Below are 19,447 nucleotides of genomic sequence, written 5' to 3'. Positions count from 1 at the left end.
AAGATCACCCAATGAAATAACAGCTATCATCATCGGGTGATACAATGTATTCAACCAGGCTTTACAATTCAAGCTCTACTTTTTTCCCTTTGTAGGTGAGGGTTTTATCATAAGGGGGCAATTCTATTCCAAGCCCTTTATTTTCGGTTACCACTACAATGTTGAAGGTGATTTTTTTCGGCATTCCCTTGTAACTGCCAACTCTTTCGCCAATGGTGAGTTTCTTTTCTGCATCGTTCCACTGCAAATCGATGGTGGCATATTCTCCTTTTTCGTAGTTGTAATTATCGCGTTCGTCGTCGTAAAGCACAAAATGTGCATCGGCACCAGGATAAACTCTTAATTCAACCGTTCCTTTCTTTTCGTTGGCATACTGCACTAACTCGCCCATCGGAATCACAGAGCCCGCCTTAATATACAGCGGCATAATATCGATTGGCGTTTGCTTTTCCACATTTTGTCCGCCTTCGAATGTTTCACCGGTCCAGAAATCAATCCATTTGCTGCCAGCAGGCAAATACGAATTTCGGCTTTTAACAACACTAAAATCGGGCGGATTCATTTTGCCATCGTTTTCGGTGTACATCTGTTCAGTTACCGGGCATACCAGTATCGACTTCCCAAACATGTACTGATCGTTAATATCGAGTGCCTTCCGGTCGTGCCCGAAGTCCATCATCAAGGCCCGCATCATACTTGATGCATTGGCGGTAACATCCCACGAAACGGAGTAGATGTATGGCAACAGGCGATAACGAAGATTGATAAATTTTTCGATGGCATCGTAGGCCCATGTTCCCTTCTCGCCAAACTGATAAATCTCGCGTGGCGTATCGGTTCCGTGTGAGCGCATCATCGGACAAAAGGTTCCAAACTGCAACCAGCGCACATAAATTTCACGAAAAGCCGGATTTTGCACCCCGTTTTTAAATTTCCAGGTAAAGAAACCACCAATATCGCTGTTCCAATGCGGAAGCCCGGTGAGTGAAAAGTTCAGCCCGGCCGATATCTGGTTTCGAAGTACGGTCCAGTCGGTTACCACATCGCCCGACCACGCGTTGGCGCCATAGCGTTGCTGTCCGGCATAAGCCGATCGGGTAAGAATAAACACCCGCTTGTCGCTGCTCGTTTCGCGCTGATGATCGTAAACTCCACCCACAGTCATCAACGGAAAAAGATTGCGATATTTTCTGAACGAGCCCAGGTAAGTAGGGGTATTGTAATCTTCATCTTTCCTTTCAAAATGATCGGGTTCGGTTGAATCCATCCACCAGCCATCGACTCCCAAATCGTAAATTCCATCTTTAAGATACGACCAGTAAATATCACGTGCTTCGGGATGGTAGGCATCATACACTTTTACCCCCGATGGTTTGGCGGTATCGGGCTGTGGCCAGATGTTGGTATGCACCACCGGATAAGTTGTAAAATCGAGAAGCATGTTCTTCTTGCTCAACGTTTGATATGGCTTGGTTTTGGGACCAAACGACGACCAGATTGAGAAAATAACCTTAGCGTTCAAATCGTGAATTTGATCGACCATTTTTTGTGGTTCTGAAAACTTCGGATTCAGAAATTCCATGGCATTCCAATGGTAATTATCACTCCAGTATTGCCAATCCTGAATAATACCATCGAGCGGCACGCCCAATTCTCGGTATTTTTGAACCACACCTACGGTTTCATCCTGGCTTTTGTAGCGTTCCTTACTTTGCCAGTAACCGTATGTCCAGTATGGAAACATGGGAGCCTGCCCGGTTAACGCTCTAATTTGGGCAATTACCCCATCGGCATTTTCGCCGTACATAAAATAGTAATCGGCACAGTCGCCCACGGTCGATTCAAATGAAGTTTCGTGGGGCGAATCGGTAAAATACCCCGGGGAATAATTATCCCAGAAAACTCCGTATCCCTTGTTCGAATGCATTACAGGTATGGCTGTAATCAATATGTCCTGCAAAAGATATATTTTCTGATTGCGTTGCGACATATTGCCATCCTGATGCTGCCCCAGTCCGTACACCATCTCTTCTTTATCCAGTACAAACGACTGTTTTACCACATAGCTGTCGTCGTCAACATCTTTAATTGGCGTAAAATGAATTCCATAATCTTTTTCGGCAAGTAAAAGTTGATCGTCGCTGCTGAAAAATGAAATTTTACCGGTTTTACGATTCAGATGAACAGCCACTTTCGACGAAGAAACAATGAATTCGTCGTCACTGGATTTCGACTCAAGATCAATACTTTCAGGCTGTTTCACTACAGAAAAACTTTCTTTTTGAAAAACATCACCAGCCGGAATTTTAACAATCCGTACAATTTCGGGACTATAAAATTCGATTTGAATTTCAACTGAATTGACGGTTTCCTTAAAGCCGTTTTCGCCGCTTAATGAAGCCGAAACCGTATTTCCAAACGAAAATAAAACCGATAAAAAAACAATAAATAATACGTTCAATTTTTTCATAATTGTTGATTAAAACAGGTTGAAAAGTCAATAAAGTTATGACTTTTCAACCATAAATATAGCTTCTAATATCCGGGATTTTGTTTCAGGTTAGAATTGGTTAAAAGCGCCTGATTGGGAATGGGATACAAATTACGGTAGCTGCTGCTGGCATCATGAGAGAACCATGATTTGGTTGTAAAAACGCCAAAGCGGATCATATCCTGGCGGCGGCGTCCTTCCTGTGTAAATTCCCAGGCAAGTTCATCCAGAAAGCGGCCATATTGAATGTCATCTCCTCCTTCTGTTGTTGTTTCATAGGTATCACGACGTCCATAATCGTATAAACTCCCCTGAAGCAAATCATCGTCGGTTACAATGGCCTTTTCCGGATTGTTTTTGAAAGCCCGCTCACGAACTTGTGTAACTAACGCACCTGCCCCACTTTTACCACTTCGCATAAGCGACTCGGCTTTCATAAGCAACACATCGGCATATCGGAACAAAGGCCAATCGTTGCTTAAGCGATTGGTACTTCCTACAGCATATTCGAATTTCCCCCAGCGGTATCCGTCGTACATTGTTGACTGGTCGATACTTGGAACATTGTTCACATAAACCATTGGTTCACCATTGTCGCTCCGATACAAGGTATCGCCCGAGGCTGTAAACTGTTGCCCAAAGTGAAAATTCTCCTTCAACCTCATGTCATCCGTGTCGAATGTATTAATAAACTGAGGAATGACACAAACACCACCCCACGGAACATTCGTAAAATTATAGGTTTTTTGATTTTCAGAAGCAAGTGTAAATAAATGGAAATCAAAAGCATTCCAGTCGGTTACATATATTTCGTCTTCGGGCAAACCAAAAATTATTTCAACCGAGTTTTCATTATTGGTTACAAATACGTCTTTCTGATTGGTTTCCAATGCATAGTTTCCACTTGATTCGGCATAGGCAATAACATAATCACAAGCTTCTATGCAATCATCCCAACGGGCGTTACCAGTCCACACCTCTGAGTTGAGATACATTTTTGCAAGTAAAGTATATGCAGCCCATTTATTAAAGCGCCCATAGTAGTAGCCACGTGGCTCTTCTGAAAGATTATCAATATTGTCGTTTATCTCGCCAACAATGAAATCGAACACCTCAGAACGTGTTTTTTGCGTCGGCAGGTTTACATCTTTATAATCGGTTACAATAGGAATGTTCCCAAAGAAATCAATCAGGATGTAATAATAAGAAGCCCTCAACACCTTGAGTTCGGACACTAAACGTTCTCTAGCATCCCCTTCAACACCAATTGTACCGTCTTCGATCTGCGACAGCAAACGATTACAGGTCGTAATTCCATTGTAGGTCCGATTCCATGGTTCCCAAACCGAATTATCGTCGGTGGTCCAAACGTGCTGATGCCAACGTTTATAAATACCTCCATCGACCCAACCATTAGGACGGGCGGGTATAACATCCTGGTCGGCACATAATTCCTGCCCTCGTACCACACCATTCCACAACAACATGGTTTCGCGCCAGGGCACATAAGCTGCATTAATCAAATAACTAACATCGGCTTCGGTTTGAGGATTGTATTGCGAACCAATTACATTGCCGTAGCTATCATCTTTCAGTTCTATACAAGAACTAAAAACTACAATTAGGCAAATAAAAAGGCTGTTCCACTTAAATATTTTTGTTTTCATTTTACTGCTAATTTTAATGTTTAAAATTGAATATTTACACCCAACGAGAACATGCGTACACTGGGATACTGATTTCGGTTATCGTGCCCCGGAGACAGCCCCGAGGTATTCACTTCGGGGTTAACCCCTTTGTATCCGCTTATCGTTAGCGCATTAATCACCGATCCGTAAACCCGAACCGACTGAAGGTAACGACCCGTGTTATTTAAGGTATAACCCAGGGTTACATTATCAATTTTCCAATAATCGCCATCCTCAACATAGTAGCTATTAAACTCGGGATCAATTTCGGTGCTTAGTTTTTGTTTGCCGAAAACTAAATCGTTAACAGACGACAAGCGGTTTTCCATACGACTGTTTTTTGTGTTTTCGTAATACATCCGGGCTTCGTTAATGATCTGGTAATCAAAAGCACCTCTCATATTAATGCTTAAATCGATGTTTTTGTACCTGAATGTATTATTCCAGCCAGCATACATTGTTGGCAGTCCATTTCCTATTACCTGCTTATCTTCGGGAGCGCGTGTAAACTCATCGTAAGGAACTGCCTCTCCTTCGGCATTTTCGTATATCCATTTTCCTTCATCGTCAACTCCTGTTACCTTATATCCCCAGAAGTTACCAATACGCTCTCCTACCTGCACCCGATGCGACTGAGTTTTAACCGGTTCGACCAGCCATCCTGTGTCGAAATAATCATAATCGGTTTTAAATACTTTACCGTTGATGCTTTCGAGTTTATTACTATTCTTTGAGAAGGTGATATCAGAATTCCATTCAAGATTTTTTGATTTAACAGGTACTGTCGAAAAAAGAAATTCAATACCCTTATTTACCATAACTCCACCGTTGGCTTTAATCCAGCCATAATCGTATGGTGGTACCGATACGGCAAAATCGTATAATAAACCATCAACGGTTCGGTTATACAGGTCGATCGATCCCGACAAGCGGTGATCTAAAACCGAAAAATCTAAACCGATATTTGTTTCCTTTTTTTCTTCCCATTTGAGATCGGGATTTGGGTTTGATGCGGGAACGATGGTCTGTAACCATTTGCCATCAACATAAGCATACTTACCATACATAAGCATACCCACTCCCAGAAAAGCCTGGTTGGGTTGAGAGCCTGTAACACCATAGCCCACACGCAGTTTCAAATTGTCGAATATTTCCTGATCGGCCATAAACTCTTCCTCGGTAATCCGCCATCCAAGTGATATTGAAGGGAATAAACCCCATTCGTTATCGGTTCCCCACAATTGGCTGGCACCTTCGTATCGAAGGCTTACCATCAACAAATACCGATTGTTATATGAATAAGTTCCGCGACCAAAGAAACCAATTAAGTTTGAAGTGCTTTTTGAAGAGCCGGCTCCGGCCTTTCCTTCTTTCAATGCTGAACCAATACCTATATTGTACCAACCTCCAAAATAATCATCCTGAAAGCCATAATTATTGAAGTACATATTTTCGTAATCCGACTCATTGTAGCTGTAACCGGCAAGAAAACTAAAATCATGATCGCCAATTTCATTTTCGTATAAGGCCGTAAGGTCGGCTACTTTTTCAGCTCTTGTCGTTGCGCCAACCGACGACCATCCATTCAACCCGTCGCGTAACGACGATACATGACTCAAGGTTTCTGAATAACCATAGGTCCTGTTATAGCGCAAATACGATAACACGGCATTAAATGTTAAATTCTCGAATGGTTTAAACACTATATTTGAATTAAACCGTACCTCCGAGTTTTTAACCTGACCATCACTCTCATTAAGCCTGGCCACCGGGTTTTCATATTCAAACTTACTAAAGTTTTCGTGCCATGTTCCATCTTCATTTTTTACCGGATCGGTAGGATTTCGGGAGATTGCCATGCGATACGTGTAACCGTTAAAACTTCCGTTGCTGCTGGTTGAAGGATGAGTATTGGTCATACCGATAACACCCAACTTAAACTTCAGTAGATCGCCAAACATACTATGATTTACCTGAAATCGGCCTTTAAATGTTTCGTTGGCCGACTTCATCATAATACCTTCCGATGAGTTATAATTTGCATTTGCGATGTAATTCGTTGCACTATTGCCTCCCTGAAAAGTTAGGTTGTGAACGTGTGATAGTGGAGTCCGGGTAATTTCATTTAGCCATTCTGTATTATAGCCATGATCTTCGTTCGGATATAATGCAGCAAATTCATCAGCTGTAAGCATTTCAGGCTCCCGGGCAATTTGTGCCGTACTTATATACCCGCTGTAATCCACCTTATTTACCGCCCCTGCTGATTTTTTAAACTGTTTGGTTGTAATCAGGATAACACCATTATTTCCCCTTGTACCGTATATTGCTGCTGCCGAACCATCTTTTAATACGTCAACGCTTTCTACATCTTCGGGTGGTACGGTGGTTAAACTACCCGGAACACCATCAATAAGCACCAAGGGTGACGTATTGGCACCACCCAGGGTATTGGTACCCCGTAATTTAATTTGCGTACTTGATGTGGGATCGCCACTGGGGTTTGTTACAACTAAGCCTGCCACTTTACCCTGAACAAGCTGACCAACATCTTTTATAGCTCCTTTATTAAACTCTTCGGGCTTTACACTGGCCACCGAACTGGTAACATCGCCGGCTTTAACCGTTCCGTAGCCAATTGCAACCACTTCGTCTAATCCGATATTCCCCGATTCAAGTGTAATATTAATTTCAGAAGCATCGACCAATACTTCCTTGGTTTCCATTCCAATAAATGAAACGACCAAGGTAGCTCCCTCGTCAATATTCTCGAGCTCGAAAACTCCATTTTGATTGCTAATGGTACCGTGCGTTGTTCCTTTTACCACAACCGTTGCTCCAACTACCGGATTTCCATTTTCATCGACAATCTTACCTGCAACATCCTTCGACTCCTGTGCATTCAGCTGCATCTTTGCTTTTTCGATCAATTCATTGTTGTTGTTCGCATAGGAGTCGATTACATTAAACAACAAAAGTGAGCACACACAAAGCATGATGAATACGCTTGGAGTTCGTAAAAACTTTGGAATTTGAAGCATAGCTCCATTCCAATTGTTAGTAACTTCTTTTTTCATAGTTTAAATTAGATTTATTATACATTCTTCTATTGCGTCTTGCTTTAATCTCAATGAACAAGTCATTTTAATCTGAATACAAAACCCGGAAACAAAGCTATCGTCGTGTAAGCGCAAGGGAGCAAACAAATGTTGCAAGAATTATCACTATGGTTGATATTTAAGATAAACGAAGGAGGCAAAACACGCGTATTGAATTCACATACATATACTTACAAGGCTTCAGCATTCTTTATAATCCCACGAAGACTACTCCAGGCTACATGGTGTTCATTTTTTCAATATTTTTATTCAATGTTTTTTAATACCATCCGATACCTTGTTCTCATTGCCCTGCTGATGCCCATGGCAGCATTGGCACAAGATCATTATGTTTTTTCGCGCATCAACCACGAACAAGGGCTTTTTGACAATCGAATTCGCAGTATTAATCAATTAAGCGATGGACGGATGGTGTTTATAACCGAAGGTCAGGTTAATTTTTATGATGGAGTCTATTTCCAGTCGCTTCACTACAACGAAAATCAGGTATATAATTTATCGGCTTATTCAGGTTTTCATCACAGCTATGTTGACAATGAAAATTATTTATGGTTGAAAAACGAGCACCAGTTAATGCTTTTTGATCTTCAGAAAGAACGTTTTGTGAGCAACACAAAACAAATTTTGGAAGACTTTGGGCTTACTGACTCTATTGCTGATTTGTTTATGGATAGCAACTTCGACTTTTGGTATGTAAGCACTAAAAATGAACTTATTTACAGAAAATCAGGCAGTACCCGTTGTGAGTTGTTTATAGACGATCTTACTTCAAATATTGAACAAAACGACCAGCTTTACGATTTAGCAACAGTTAATCAAAATCTATATCTTTTTTACAGGTCAGGCATCATATTGTGTTTCGACACCACTAGCAGGCAACAGATTTTGAGTACCCACTTTCCGAATAGTGAACACAACAACACCTATACCTATACCTTAATGGTTGTTCCATACAAACATTATTTATACCAAATTAGAAACGGTTCCAACGGGGGTATTATGCACCGTTACAACACACAAAACGGAAATTGGGACACCATTTTCAAAACCCATACATGGTTCAACACTTTAACCATTGAGAATGAAAAAAATTGCTGGTTAAGTTCAGCAGAGGGAATATGGATAATTAATCATGAGACACTTAAAAAAGAACATCTTCCAAACATCAAACTCATTGATGGTGAAGTTTTTAAAACTGAAATAAGTACCCAATACCACGACAAAAATGGAGGTTTATGGATAGGAACCTTTAATCGGGGACTCTTATATTACCACCCGAATCGATTTAAATTCAGAAACTACGGGCGATCGTATTTTAATACGGCCGATGATGAAACACTGGAAATCACCTGTTTTGAAGAAAATGATGGAAATATTTTGATTGGCACCCGAAAAGGAATCTATCAATATTCGAAAAAAACACAACAAATGGCACTCGTTCATGATCTGCCATCAACGCTTCATTGCAATGTGCTTTTTCGGGACGAAAACAGGCAACTTTGGCTAGGAACAGAAGATCAAGGCCTATTCGAAATCGGAGACAAAATCGAACGTTACCACTACACTGAGCCGATACTTGACTTTTTTCAAACCTACAAGGACCATCTTATCTTATGTACCAGCAGCGGCCTGGTTTCGTTCGATATTGAGCATAAAACCATTGAATCGTTAAACATAGATTTACCACAAACACACTCACTAATAAGATATAAACCCGACTCAATACTTGGCATAACATACAACAGGCTGTTCATTCTCGACATAGAAAAAATGTCCGTTCATTTTCCACATACCAATAATTCTCCTAAACCGGCTATGTTCAGTCATAGCAATCACAAATACAACTCGTTACTAAAAGATAGCAGAGGTTTTATATGGTTTGGCACCTACGATGGCTTACATGTATGGGAGACTGAAACCGGAACGCTGAAATCTTTTTACAGAAGTAATGGCCTGGTTAACAATTCGATAAAATCAATTTACGAAGATCACCTGGGACGTATATGGATCAGCACATCAAACGGGATATCAAAAATATCCGTCAAAAAAGAAGCTGATGCATTCTCTTACAATTTTGAAAATTACAACCATTTTGATGGAGTACTCAACAATGAATTCATCCCCGGGTCGGTATTTTTAACAAGCGACAGGCATCTTTTATGGGGAGGCATTGATGGCATGAATGAGCTAAACATCAACGATAATCAGTCCAACGAAGAACAACTTTTTACGCCACTGATCTCTAGATTTTTCATTTCAGGCAACGAGATTGAACAAGGAAAAAAGTACGATAACAAAGTGATTCTTGAAAATTCATTGGCGAAAACAAGCCGCATAAATCTACAATACAAACAAAATTTCATCAGTTTTGAATTTTCAGCTTTGAACTACACGAATCCGGCCCGAACACATTACCGTTACATGCTAAATGGCATTGATGAAAAATGGAACGAAATATCACCATATACCAGTAGCGGAAAAGCTGTTTACACCAACCTTGCACCCGGCGATTACCAATTCACCGTTTATGCCACCAATAACATTGAAAAATGGGATGCCCCACCAGCACAGCTAAGCATCACTATTCACCCGCCATTTTGGCGAACAACCTTAGCATATATCTTATACATCGTATTTTTTATGGCTTCTACACTTTTCATTTCAGTTATTATTATCAAACAGAAAAGCGAAAAGATTAAACGCCTTCAAAAGGAAGAACTTGACTTGATGAAACTATCATTTTACACCAATGTGAGTCATGACTTAAAAACACCGCTTAGTTTAATTATTACGCCACTAAGCACGATCGTAAAGAAAATCGAAGACAAAGACCTCAAAAAACAAATAAACCAGATAAGACAAAATGCCAATGACTTACTAAACCAAATAAACCAATTGATCGATTTTAGAAAACTCGAAATTAAAGGAGAAACGCTTCAGCTTAGTTTTTGCAACATGCATACTTTTCTCGAAAATATCTTTAACCCATTCAACGAATTAACCACTGATAAAAATATCAGCTTTACGTGGAATATCGACATCGAGCCATCTAATTTTTACATCGACAAGGATAAGCTTAAAAGAATAGTGATTAACCTGCTTTCGAATGCTTTTAAATACACCCGACAGGATGGAACAATTACAGTTAAAGTTGAAAACAATCATATAAATAAGGGCAATATTCCTGCAATAGAAATTACAATTGAAGACGATGGTTATGGTATCCCTGAAAATGAACAGGCAAAAATATTCAGTCGCTTCTACCAGGTAAAAAACAATAAAATGCAAAACACCGGTAGTGGAATTGGCTTACACATGGTACATGAATACACAAAACTGCACAAGGGCGAAATTGAATTAAACAGCAAAATCGACCAGGGAAGCAGCTTTAAAGTACGAATACCCATCAACCTTGAACCAGATACCGAAACGCTGATTCACAATGATGCTTCAATCCAAAAATCACCGTTAAAAATACTTTTGGTTGAAGACAATTCAGAATTTCGAACATTTTTATCAAAAGAACTTTCCGGAACCTATCAAATAATTGAAGCTGCCGATGGCAACGAAGGCTACACAAAAGCCCTTGAACATTTGCCCGACCTGATTTTAACCGATTTGATGATGCCTGTTATGAATGGCATTGAGTTATGCCATCAACTTAAATCAACCATACAGGTTTCACACATCCCGGTAATCGTTCTAAGCGCTAAAACTTCGGATGAAGCTCAATTAGACAGCTTTGAAGCAAAAGCCGATGCCTTTGTTTCAAAACCATTTAATATGGAAATATTGCAATTGCAGATTCAAAATATGATCGATAAGCATGAACTGCGAAAAAAACTATTCAAAAATGCCATTGTCGTTAATCCGCAATCGTTAACATCCAGCAGCATTGATGAAAAATTAATCAAGAAGGCACTCGATTTCATTTCAATCAACATGGAAAATGCATCCTATTCGGTAGAACAACTTAGCAGCGATATGTGCATGGAACGCAGCGGCTTGTACCGAAAAATAATGGCACTCACAGGGCAAAACCCAACTGCTTTCATTCGTTCGATAAGGCTAAAACGCGCGGCGCAATTACTCGAACAGGGTCTCCCGGTATCCGAAGTAGCCGAAAAAGTAGGTTTTAATACCCTCAGCTATTTCAGCAAGTGTTTCCAAAATGAATTTGGGAAAAAGCCTTCTGATTACCGGTAAGCTATTCTCCCTTTAAGTTTTGGCAGGATATGACATACATTTGTCAAAAGGTGATAGCCCACTCCCGGGTGTTTCAAGCTAATTTTGAAGTCACTAAAATCACCTAAAATTGACATCTATGGAGTATCCGGTAAATAGCAAAACAACAAAGGAATCGAAACAAAGCAGCAATAAATGCTTTCAGCTGACAAAAATTTCCACCTTATTTTTGCTCTTCTTTTCTTTGTATACAAGTCATTCGTTTGCCAACAACAATATACGGGCAACTTACAATTTCAACTACGAATGGAAGGTTTTTGTGGGCGACGATGAAAATGCATCGGCCCCCTCATTCAACGATTCATCGTGGAAAACGGTTTCACTGCCCCACAGTTGGAACGAGGACGAAGCCTTTAAAAACGACATCAAAGACCTTTCGACCGGCATAGCCTGGTATCGAAAGACTTTTAAAGTTCCTGAAAAACAGCAAAATCAAAAAGTTTTTATCGAGTTCGAAGGTGTGCGTCATGCCGCCGAAGTGTATGTCAACGGAAACTATGTTGGCCTGCACGAAAACGGGATCATGGCCTTTGGCTTCGACATTTCGGAATACATAAAATACGGCAATGCCGACAATGTCATTGCAGTGCGTACCGACAATGCATGGGACTACCGCGAAAAAGCCACCAATTCGACCTATCAGTGGAACGATCGTAATTTCAATGCCAACTACGGGGGCATCAATAAAAACGTGAAACTGCACCTTACCGGCAAGGTATATCAAACCCTGCCCTTGTACAGCAATCTGGGTACTACCGGCCAGTATATTTATGCCACCGATTTTGACGTTGCCGGGCAAAAAGCAAGCATTCATGCCGAAACCGAAATTAAAAACGAAAGTTCAAACGATGTTCAGCTTGAATACGAAGTACAACTCATTGATCTCGACGGGAAACTGGTAAAAACCTTCAAAGGAAAGAAAATCCGTGTTCCTGCCGGAGCAACACGAACAGCCAAAGCAGCGGCAAAAGTAAACGACCTGAATTTCTGGAGCTGGGGTTATGGGTATCTATATACTGTAAACACCCTACTGAAGAAAGATGGTGAGATCATCGACCAGGTTTCGACCCGCACCGGTTTCCGAAAAACTGACTTCGGAAAGGGCCTGATCAAGCTCAACGACCGCACCATCATGGTTCATGGGTATGCCCAGCGTACCACCAACGAATGGCCGGCATTGGGCATCAACATCCCCCACTGGATGAGCGATTATACCAACCGGCAAATGGTGGAAAGCAATGGCAACGTGGTGCGCTGGATGCACATCACCCCAAGCAAACAGGACGTTGAATCGTGTGACCGTGTTGGCTTAATACAGGCCATGCCGGCAGGCGACTCCGAAGGCGACGTAACAGGGCGGCGCTGGGAACACCGGGTTGAAGTGATGCGCGATGCCATCATTTACAACCGTAACAACCCCAGCATCTTGTTTTACGAAGGCGGAAACGAAGGTATTTCGGAAGAACACATGCAGGAACTCATTGAGGTTCGCGATCAGTACGATCCTTATGGAGGCAGGGCTGCCGGGTCACGTGAAATGCTCGACAGCAAGGTGTCGGAATTTGGCGGTGAAATGCTTTACATCAACAAAAGCGACAACATGCCCGTTTGGGCCATGGAATACATGCGCGACGAAGGCCTGCGAAAATACTGGGACAACTACACCCAACCCTTTCACAAACATGGCGTGGGGCCGCTGTACAAAGGCCAGGATGCCAGTGCCTACAATCAAAACATGGATGAATATGCCCGCAATGTGGTAAAACGCTGGTATGAATATTACCGCGAACGCCCCGGAACCGGCAACAGGGTCAGTTCGGGCGGTGTCAACATCATATTTTCGGAAACCAACACCCACCACCGGGGAACTCAAAACTACCGCCTAAGTGGCGAGGTCGATGCCATGCGCCTGCCCAAGGATGCCTTTTACGCTCACCAGGTTATGTGGAATGGCTGGGTCGATGTGGAAAAACACGGTGCACACATCATTGGTCACTGGAATTATCACCCGGGACTCAAAAAAGATGTAAGTGTTGTTTCGTCGGCCGATAAAGTAGAATTGAAACTAAACGGTCGTTCTTTAGGTTTTGCCGAAAAGGAACACGGTTTTCTTTTCACCTTCAACAAGGTAAAATGGGAAGCCGGGGAGCTGAAGGCCATTAGCTACGATCGAAATAATCAGCAGGTACATACAGCCACTTTAGCTACTACAGGCAAACCCGAAAGCATACAACTCACACTGCACACAGCTCCCGGCGGTCTCACAGCCGATGGTTTGGATGTGGCATTGGTTGATGTGGAGGTGGTTGATAAAGACGGAAACCGCTGCCCCACTGCCCTCGACATGATCGAATTTGAACTCGACGGACCTGCCGAATGGCGCGGAGGCATTGCCCAGGGCCCCGGTAATTTCATCCTTTCGAAAACCCTGCCGGTCGAAGCAGGCATCAACCGTGTAGCCATCCGTTCGCTGAGCAAAGCTGGCAAAATAAGCCTCACAGCACGATCGGTAGCTTCGCAACTTAATCCTGCCGAACTGTCGTTTACCAGCAGTCCCATAAAAGTTGAAAATGGACTGACAGGATACAAACAGACCGCAAGCCTGCCTGTTTATCTTGAAAAAGGTCCTACACCGCAAACACCGGCTTATAAAGTTTCGCGCATACAAGTGAATATTAGCAGCGTAAAAGCCGGCTCACGCGAAAATGAAGCCCAAAACAGTTTCGACGGTCGCCAGACCACCAGCTGGTCGAACCAGGGCGGGAAAGAAAACGCCTGGATCGAGTACCAGCTCGAACGAAAAGCCCCGGTTAGCGAAATCGCTTTAAAACTGGGTGGATGGCGTACTTCGAGTTACCCCATTGAAATTACTGCAGGCGACAAAGTTCTTTTCAACGGAATGACCTCGCCCAACCTTGGCTTCTATTATGTAGAATTCAAAGAACCTGTTGAAATTGATCAGCTTAAAATTCGACTGATTGGCGAAGCCGACTTCCATAAAAGTCAGTTCAACATGGCCGAAATGACCAACAACTCGATGGCCCGTGAACGTAAATTTAAAGACGCTGGTCGATTGAATATCGCAGAAATTGAAGTCTTTCAAAAGCCATAACACAACTAAAACAGCGCACAAGCGCGCTATTAAAGCCAACATTTGTTAAAGCAAAAGCAACATAAACCTGAAACAATTCCCATGAACAGATTATACTTCACAAAGCAAATCGTAACAGGTATTTTTATTACAATTATTATAAGCCTTACGGGCTATGCCCAGCGCCCCATGGAATACCTCAACCGCGGGCTGGTTGCCATGGAGCTTAACGAAGGAGTCTTCCTCTCGTGGCGCATGCTGGGTACCGAGCCTGTTGACATTGGTTTCAATATTTACCGGAATAACAACAAAATCAACACATCACCTGTCGTCACTTCGACCAACTACATCGACCAGGAAGGAACAAGCAACGATTACTACCATGTCATCCCCATTATCAACGGGGAGGAGATGGAAGCCTCAATGGCGGCTCGGGTATGGGAACAACAAGCCGGAGGCAATTCACCCGACTTTCCTTTCAAGCGCATTCCACTCCCCCAGCCACCTGTTGTAGACAATCGCGTGTATGTGCCCGGCGATGCTGCCGTGGCCGACCTTGACGGAGACGGACAATACGAAATCATTTTTGAATGGGAAAGCGGTCCGGACCAAAGCTTTCTGGAAGCAATTGATCTTGAGGGAAACAGCCTGTGGAGAATTGAAGGAGGCCCTAATGTATCTACCAACAAGATGTCGTTTTTGGCCTACGATCTCGATGGCGACGGAAAAGCTGAGCTTACGGCAAAAACCGGACCCGGAACCAAAGACGGAACAGGTGCTTATCTAAGCCAGGGCCCGGCTGCCACCGACAACGATGCACTGGTCATTCAACGTTCATCGGGTAATTTGTTGACCGACCCGGCCTATTTATCGGTTTTTGACGGCGAAAGTGGAAAAGAAATCACCACCGTGCCCTACTGGCCCGAGCTGGGGCCGTTCAGCCAGCAGAAGGCCGTATGGGGCGATTCCTACGGACATCGTGCCAGCTCCATCAAAGCTGCAGTATTGCACACCAGCGAACATGGCCCGATCGTTGTTTATGGCCGGGGTATCTACACCCGCATTGCCTTGCAGGCTTATCGATTGGTAAACAATGAATTAATAAATGTCTGGACCTTCGACAGCGAGTGGGCGGGTAACGAACGCTACCGTGGTCAGGGCAACCACAGCGTTTCGGTGGGCGATGTTGACAACGATGGCTCCGACGAACTCATGTATGGTGCCTGCGCTTTCGATCACGATGGGAAAGGGCTTTATTCAACCGGCATGGGACATGGTGATGCCGACCACCTGGCCGATCACGATCCCGATCATCCGGGCCTCGAATTCTTTCAACCCCACGAAAACAATGTTTACGGCATTTCGATGCGCGATGCAGCCACCGGTGAAATACTGTGGGAAAAACGACACGAAGGTGACATAGGGCGCGCCTGGGCCGCCGATGTCGATCCGGCCTACCGCGGTTCCGAAGTGGTTGCCATTGGCTTTCCCAACCACGACAGCAAGGGAAATGAAATTTCAACCAAGCTGAACCCCTATTATCAGCCGGTATACTGGGATGGTGACGTACAAAGGGAACTGCGCGACGGAACCATCCTCTACGATGGTGTTTATGGCCGCCTCATGACCGGCTACCACTATGGTGCATCAACCATACATGGTTCGAAAAACGATGTCAACCTGGTGGCCGACATTCTTGGCGACTGGCGTGAAGAAATCATCTGGAAGAATGGTAACAACACTGAATTTCTGCTGTTCTCAACCATCATTCCTACCGAAAGAAAAAATTACACACTGATGCACGACCCCGTGTATCGCATGAATATTGCAGTCCAGGCCATTGGCTACAACCAGCCGGCACATGTGGGCTACTACTTTGCCGACGGCGCTCCGGAACCTGACATCACTTTGCTTAAAACCGAATCGGTTTTTCAACCCCTGGCTTTCCCCTGGAAGGAAATGAACATTGGTCCGGCCATCAAAAACGGTTCGGCAGGAATTGCCAACGACAGCAGTCTGTTCATTACGGCGGCCGGTGCAGGCATTACGCAAGCCCGTGACGAATTTCACATGGTGTATCAAACAATCCAGGGAGATGGCCAGATAGTTGCCCTCATCAATTCAATCGATCAAATTAATCAGCTTTCAAAAGCCGGCATCATGATCAGAGAAAACACCGCAAACGATGCAAAAAACATCCTGCTTGCTTTTTCCTCTCGCGGAAGCCTGAATTTCCAGTACCGTGCCGAAAAAGGAGGAACTACAAGTCTGATTAATAAACCCGGTATAGAATTACCCTGCTGGTTAAAAATGAATCGCGAAGGAAATACCTTCACTGCTTCCTATTCGAATGATGGTACAAATTGGATACAACTCAGTGCCAGCGAACTTGTATTTAATCCTGCTGCCTGTTACGGAATAGCTGTTTCAAGCAGTGATCCAGCTGCAACATGCACGGCAAGTTTCGACAACATCAAATTAAGCGGTACAACTGTTGGCACAGTGCTTCGCGAATGGTGGACCAACATCCCCGGCAACAAAATCGATGATCTGACTGCTAACAGCAATTTTCCTTCAAGCCCTGATGGAAGTCAGACCATTGACCAATTCACACTGCCGGTTGAAGGATGGGCCGATCATTATGGTTCACGCATCAGCGGCTACCTGTATCCCATACAAACAGGAAGCTATCAGTTTTATATCTCGGGCAACGAGCAGGCTGAATTATGGCTTAGCGCCGATACCAGTAAAACCAAGCTTTCACGTCTTGCTTACCTACCGGGTGAAACCGCAAGAGAAGAATGGGACAAATACCCCGAACAGACATCTGTGACAATTGAACTAACTGCCGGTGCAGCCTATTACATCGAAGCACTGCACAAGGAAGGTGAAGGCGACGACCACATGGCAGTGGCCTGGAGTGGCCCCGGACTAAGGCAACAGATCATCGATGGCGACTACCTGGCGGCTCAGCTACCCGCCATAAAAAACACCACTGGTACAGGAGCCAAAGCCGGAGCTGCTTTTCACAATGAACTCCATATTTATCCCAATCCGGTAAAAGACATCTTACACTTTACTCTTGCCAATGCGCTACCCGGATCAGTAAATGGGGAGATTTTTTCTGTTGCTGGAGTGCGCGTGTTTACTGCTGACTTAAACGAAAATAGAACAATCAGTACCAGAGCGCTTCAGCCCGGCATTTATCTGTTAAAAATAACTGACAGCAAGAATGTTTACTTTAAGCGTTTTGTAAAAGAATGAAAACTTTAACTTTGAATGATTTTGAAAAACAACGCTAAAATATTCAGAATGAAAGTTTCTACACCATCCCATCCGGTTTTTTACATGCTAGTTATAACATTGGTCGTGCTTCTTTCAGCATGCACCAGCAAGCCAAAGCACGACAACCTGGCAGCAAATGGCAACCATGATGCCTGGTCCGATGCAGCACAAATTTTGAAGCGAATCAACCCACCTGCTTTTCCTGACCGCGATTTTCAGGTAGCTGATTACGGTGCCCTTGGTGACGGAAGTTTTGATAATACGGCAGCTTTTAAAGCAGCCATCGAGGCCTGTAGTAATGCTGGCGGTGGTCGTGTGGTGGTGCCCGAAGGCCGTTATTTGACCGGTCCTGTCTATCTCAAAAGCAATGTGAACTTTCACATCAGCAAGGGAGCCGTCCTGCTGTTCTCAACCCGGCCCGGGGATTATCTTCCGGTGGTAGCTACCCGTTGGGAAGGGGTCGAACTCATGAATTATTCCCCATTGATCTATGCCTACAAAGAAAAGAACATTGCCGTGACCGGTGAAGGCCTTCTTGACGGACAGGCATCCAAAGAACATTGGTGGCCCTGGAGCAGCGGAACAGACTATGGTTACAGCGAAGGAATGCCAAGTCAGAAGGACCCCGGAAACCGCAAGGCCCTTTTCGCGATGGCCGAAAATGGAGTACCTGTATCCGAACGTGTTTTTGGTGAAGGCCATTACCTCCGTCCGCAATTTGTACAGCCCTACCTTTGCGAAAATGTACTCCTTCAGGATTTTACCATCATCAACTCCCCCATGTGGGTCATTCATCCGGTTTTGTGCGAAAATGTAAGCATCAGGAATCTGACGATCAACAGCAATGGCCCCAACTCCGACGGTTGCGATCCCGAAAGCTGTCGTAATGTGCTCATCGAGGGCTGCACTTTCAACACCGGTGACGACTGCATTGCTATTAAGTCGGGCAGAAATGAAGACGGCCGGCGGATCAACCGCCCCTCGGAAAACATCATTGTACGTAATTGCGAGATGAAAGACGGACACGGAGGCCTGGTAATTGGCAGCGAAATTTCAGCCGGTGCGCGGAATATTTACATCGAAGACTGTAAAATGGACAGTCCCAACCTTACCCGCGCCATCCGCCTGAAAACCAATTCGGCCAGGGGTGGAACCATCGATGGCGTTTATGCCCGCCATATTGAAGTTGGCGAAGTGGAAGAAACCCTGTTGAAAGTAAACATGGTATATGAAGAAGGTGAAGGACACGGATATGTTCCGGTGGTTAAAAACATCCGGCTCGAAAACATCAACTGCAGGAAAACACGTTTCCCCCTATTCCTATTGGGTAGCAGTGAGTCCGAAATCTCAGACATTGTACTAAAAAATGTGCTCATTGAAGATGCCCGTGAAGCCAGTGTGCTCCGCTATGTCACCAACATCACTTTAGAAAATGTGAAATTTCAGACTTCGCGCGAGGTCAACATCTGGGGCACGGTGAAGTAAGCACCTTTATCATGTAATGTGCCTGCAAGGCCAGATATTCTAT

Annotated in this window: 7 protein-coding genes; 4 read left to right on the top strand and 3 right to left on the bottom strand. The window is 43.8% G+C overall.

The annotated features are described in order from the left end of the window. Positions 1-61: 61 nt before the first annotated feature. The 3 genes from FHS86_RS04275 to FHS86_RS04265 form a co-directional block, all read right to left on the bottom strand. Positions 62-2,470, bottom strand: coding sequence for a TIM-barrel domain-containing protein (locus FHS86_RS04275; protein ID WP_429411493.1), 2,409 nt, complete (start codon positions 2,468-2,470; stop codon positions 62-64). A 65-nt stretch (positions 2,471-2,535) separates the two neighbouring features. Beyond that, on the bottom strand, positions 2,536-4,158 hold the full coding sequence (locus tag FHS86_RS04270; protein ID WP_429411492.1) for a RagB/SusD family nutrient uptake outer membrane protein: 1,623 nt from the start codon (positions 4,156-4,158) through the stop codon (positions 2,536-2,538). A gap of 20 nt (positions 4,159-4,178) precedes the next feature. Then, positions 4,179-7,256: a SusC/RagA family TonB-linked outer membrane protein gene (locus FHS86_RS04265; RefSeq protein WP_429411490.1), complete on the bottom strand. Its 3,078-nt coding sequence runs from the start codon at positions 7,254-7,256 to the stop codon at positions 4,179-4,181. Between the two features lie 294 nt (positions 7,257-7,550). On the opposite strand from FHS86_RS04265, the gene FHS86_RS04260 reads away from it, so the two are divergent. The 4 genes from FHS86_RS04260 (at position 7,551) to FHS86_RS04245 (ending at position 19,404) form a co-directional block, all read left to right on the top strand. Continuing rightward, positions 7,551-11,504 carry a hybrid sensor histidine kinase/response regulator transcription factor gene (locus FHS86_RS04260; RefSeq protein ID WP_429411488.1) on the top strand — a complete coding sequence of 1,318 codons (3,954 nt, stop codon included), beginning with the start codon at positions 7,551-7,553 and terminating at the stop codon, positions 11,502-11,504. A 118-nt stretch (positions 11,505-11,622) separates the two neighbouring features. Then, positions 11,623-14,655, top strand: coding sequence for a glycoside hydrolase family 2 protein (locus FHS86_RS04255; protein ID WP_429411486.1), 3,033 nt, complete (start codon positions 11,623-11,625; stop codon positions 14,653-14,655). An 81-nt stretch (positions 14,656-14,736) separates the two neighbouring features. Beyond that, positions 14,737-17,898: a rhamnogalacturonan lyase family protein gene (locus FHS86_RS04250; protein ID WP_429411484.1), complete on the top strand. Its 3,162-nt coding sequence runs from the start codon at positions 14,737-14,739 to the stop codon at positions 17,896-17,898. A gap of 48 nt (positions 17,899-17,946) precedes the next feature. Beyond that, the gene (locus FHS86_RS04245) at positions 17,947-19,404 is read left to right on the top strand and encodes a glycoside hydrolase family 28 protein (RefSeq protein WP_429411482.1); all 1,458 of its coding nucleotides are present in this window, start codon (positions 17,947-17,949) and stop codon (positions 19,402-19,404) included. The last annotated feature ends 43 nt before the right edge of the window (positions 19,405-19,447 follow it).

Source organism: Roseimarinus sediminis, from assembly GCF_050433125.1.
GTDB classification, from domain to species: domain Bacteria; phylum Bacteroidota; class Bacteroidia; order Bacteroidales; family Prolixibacteraceae; genus Roseimarinus; species Roseimarinus sediminis.
Note: the sequence above shows the minus strand (reverse complement) of the source record. Positions and strands in the feature narration are given on the sequence as shown.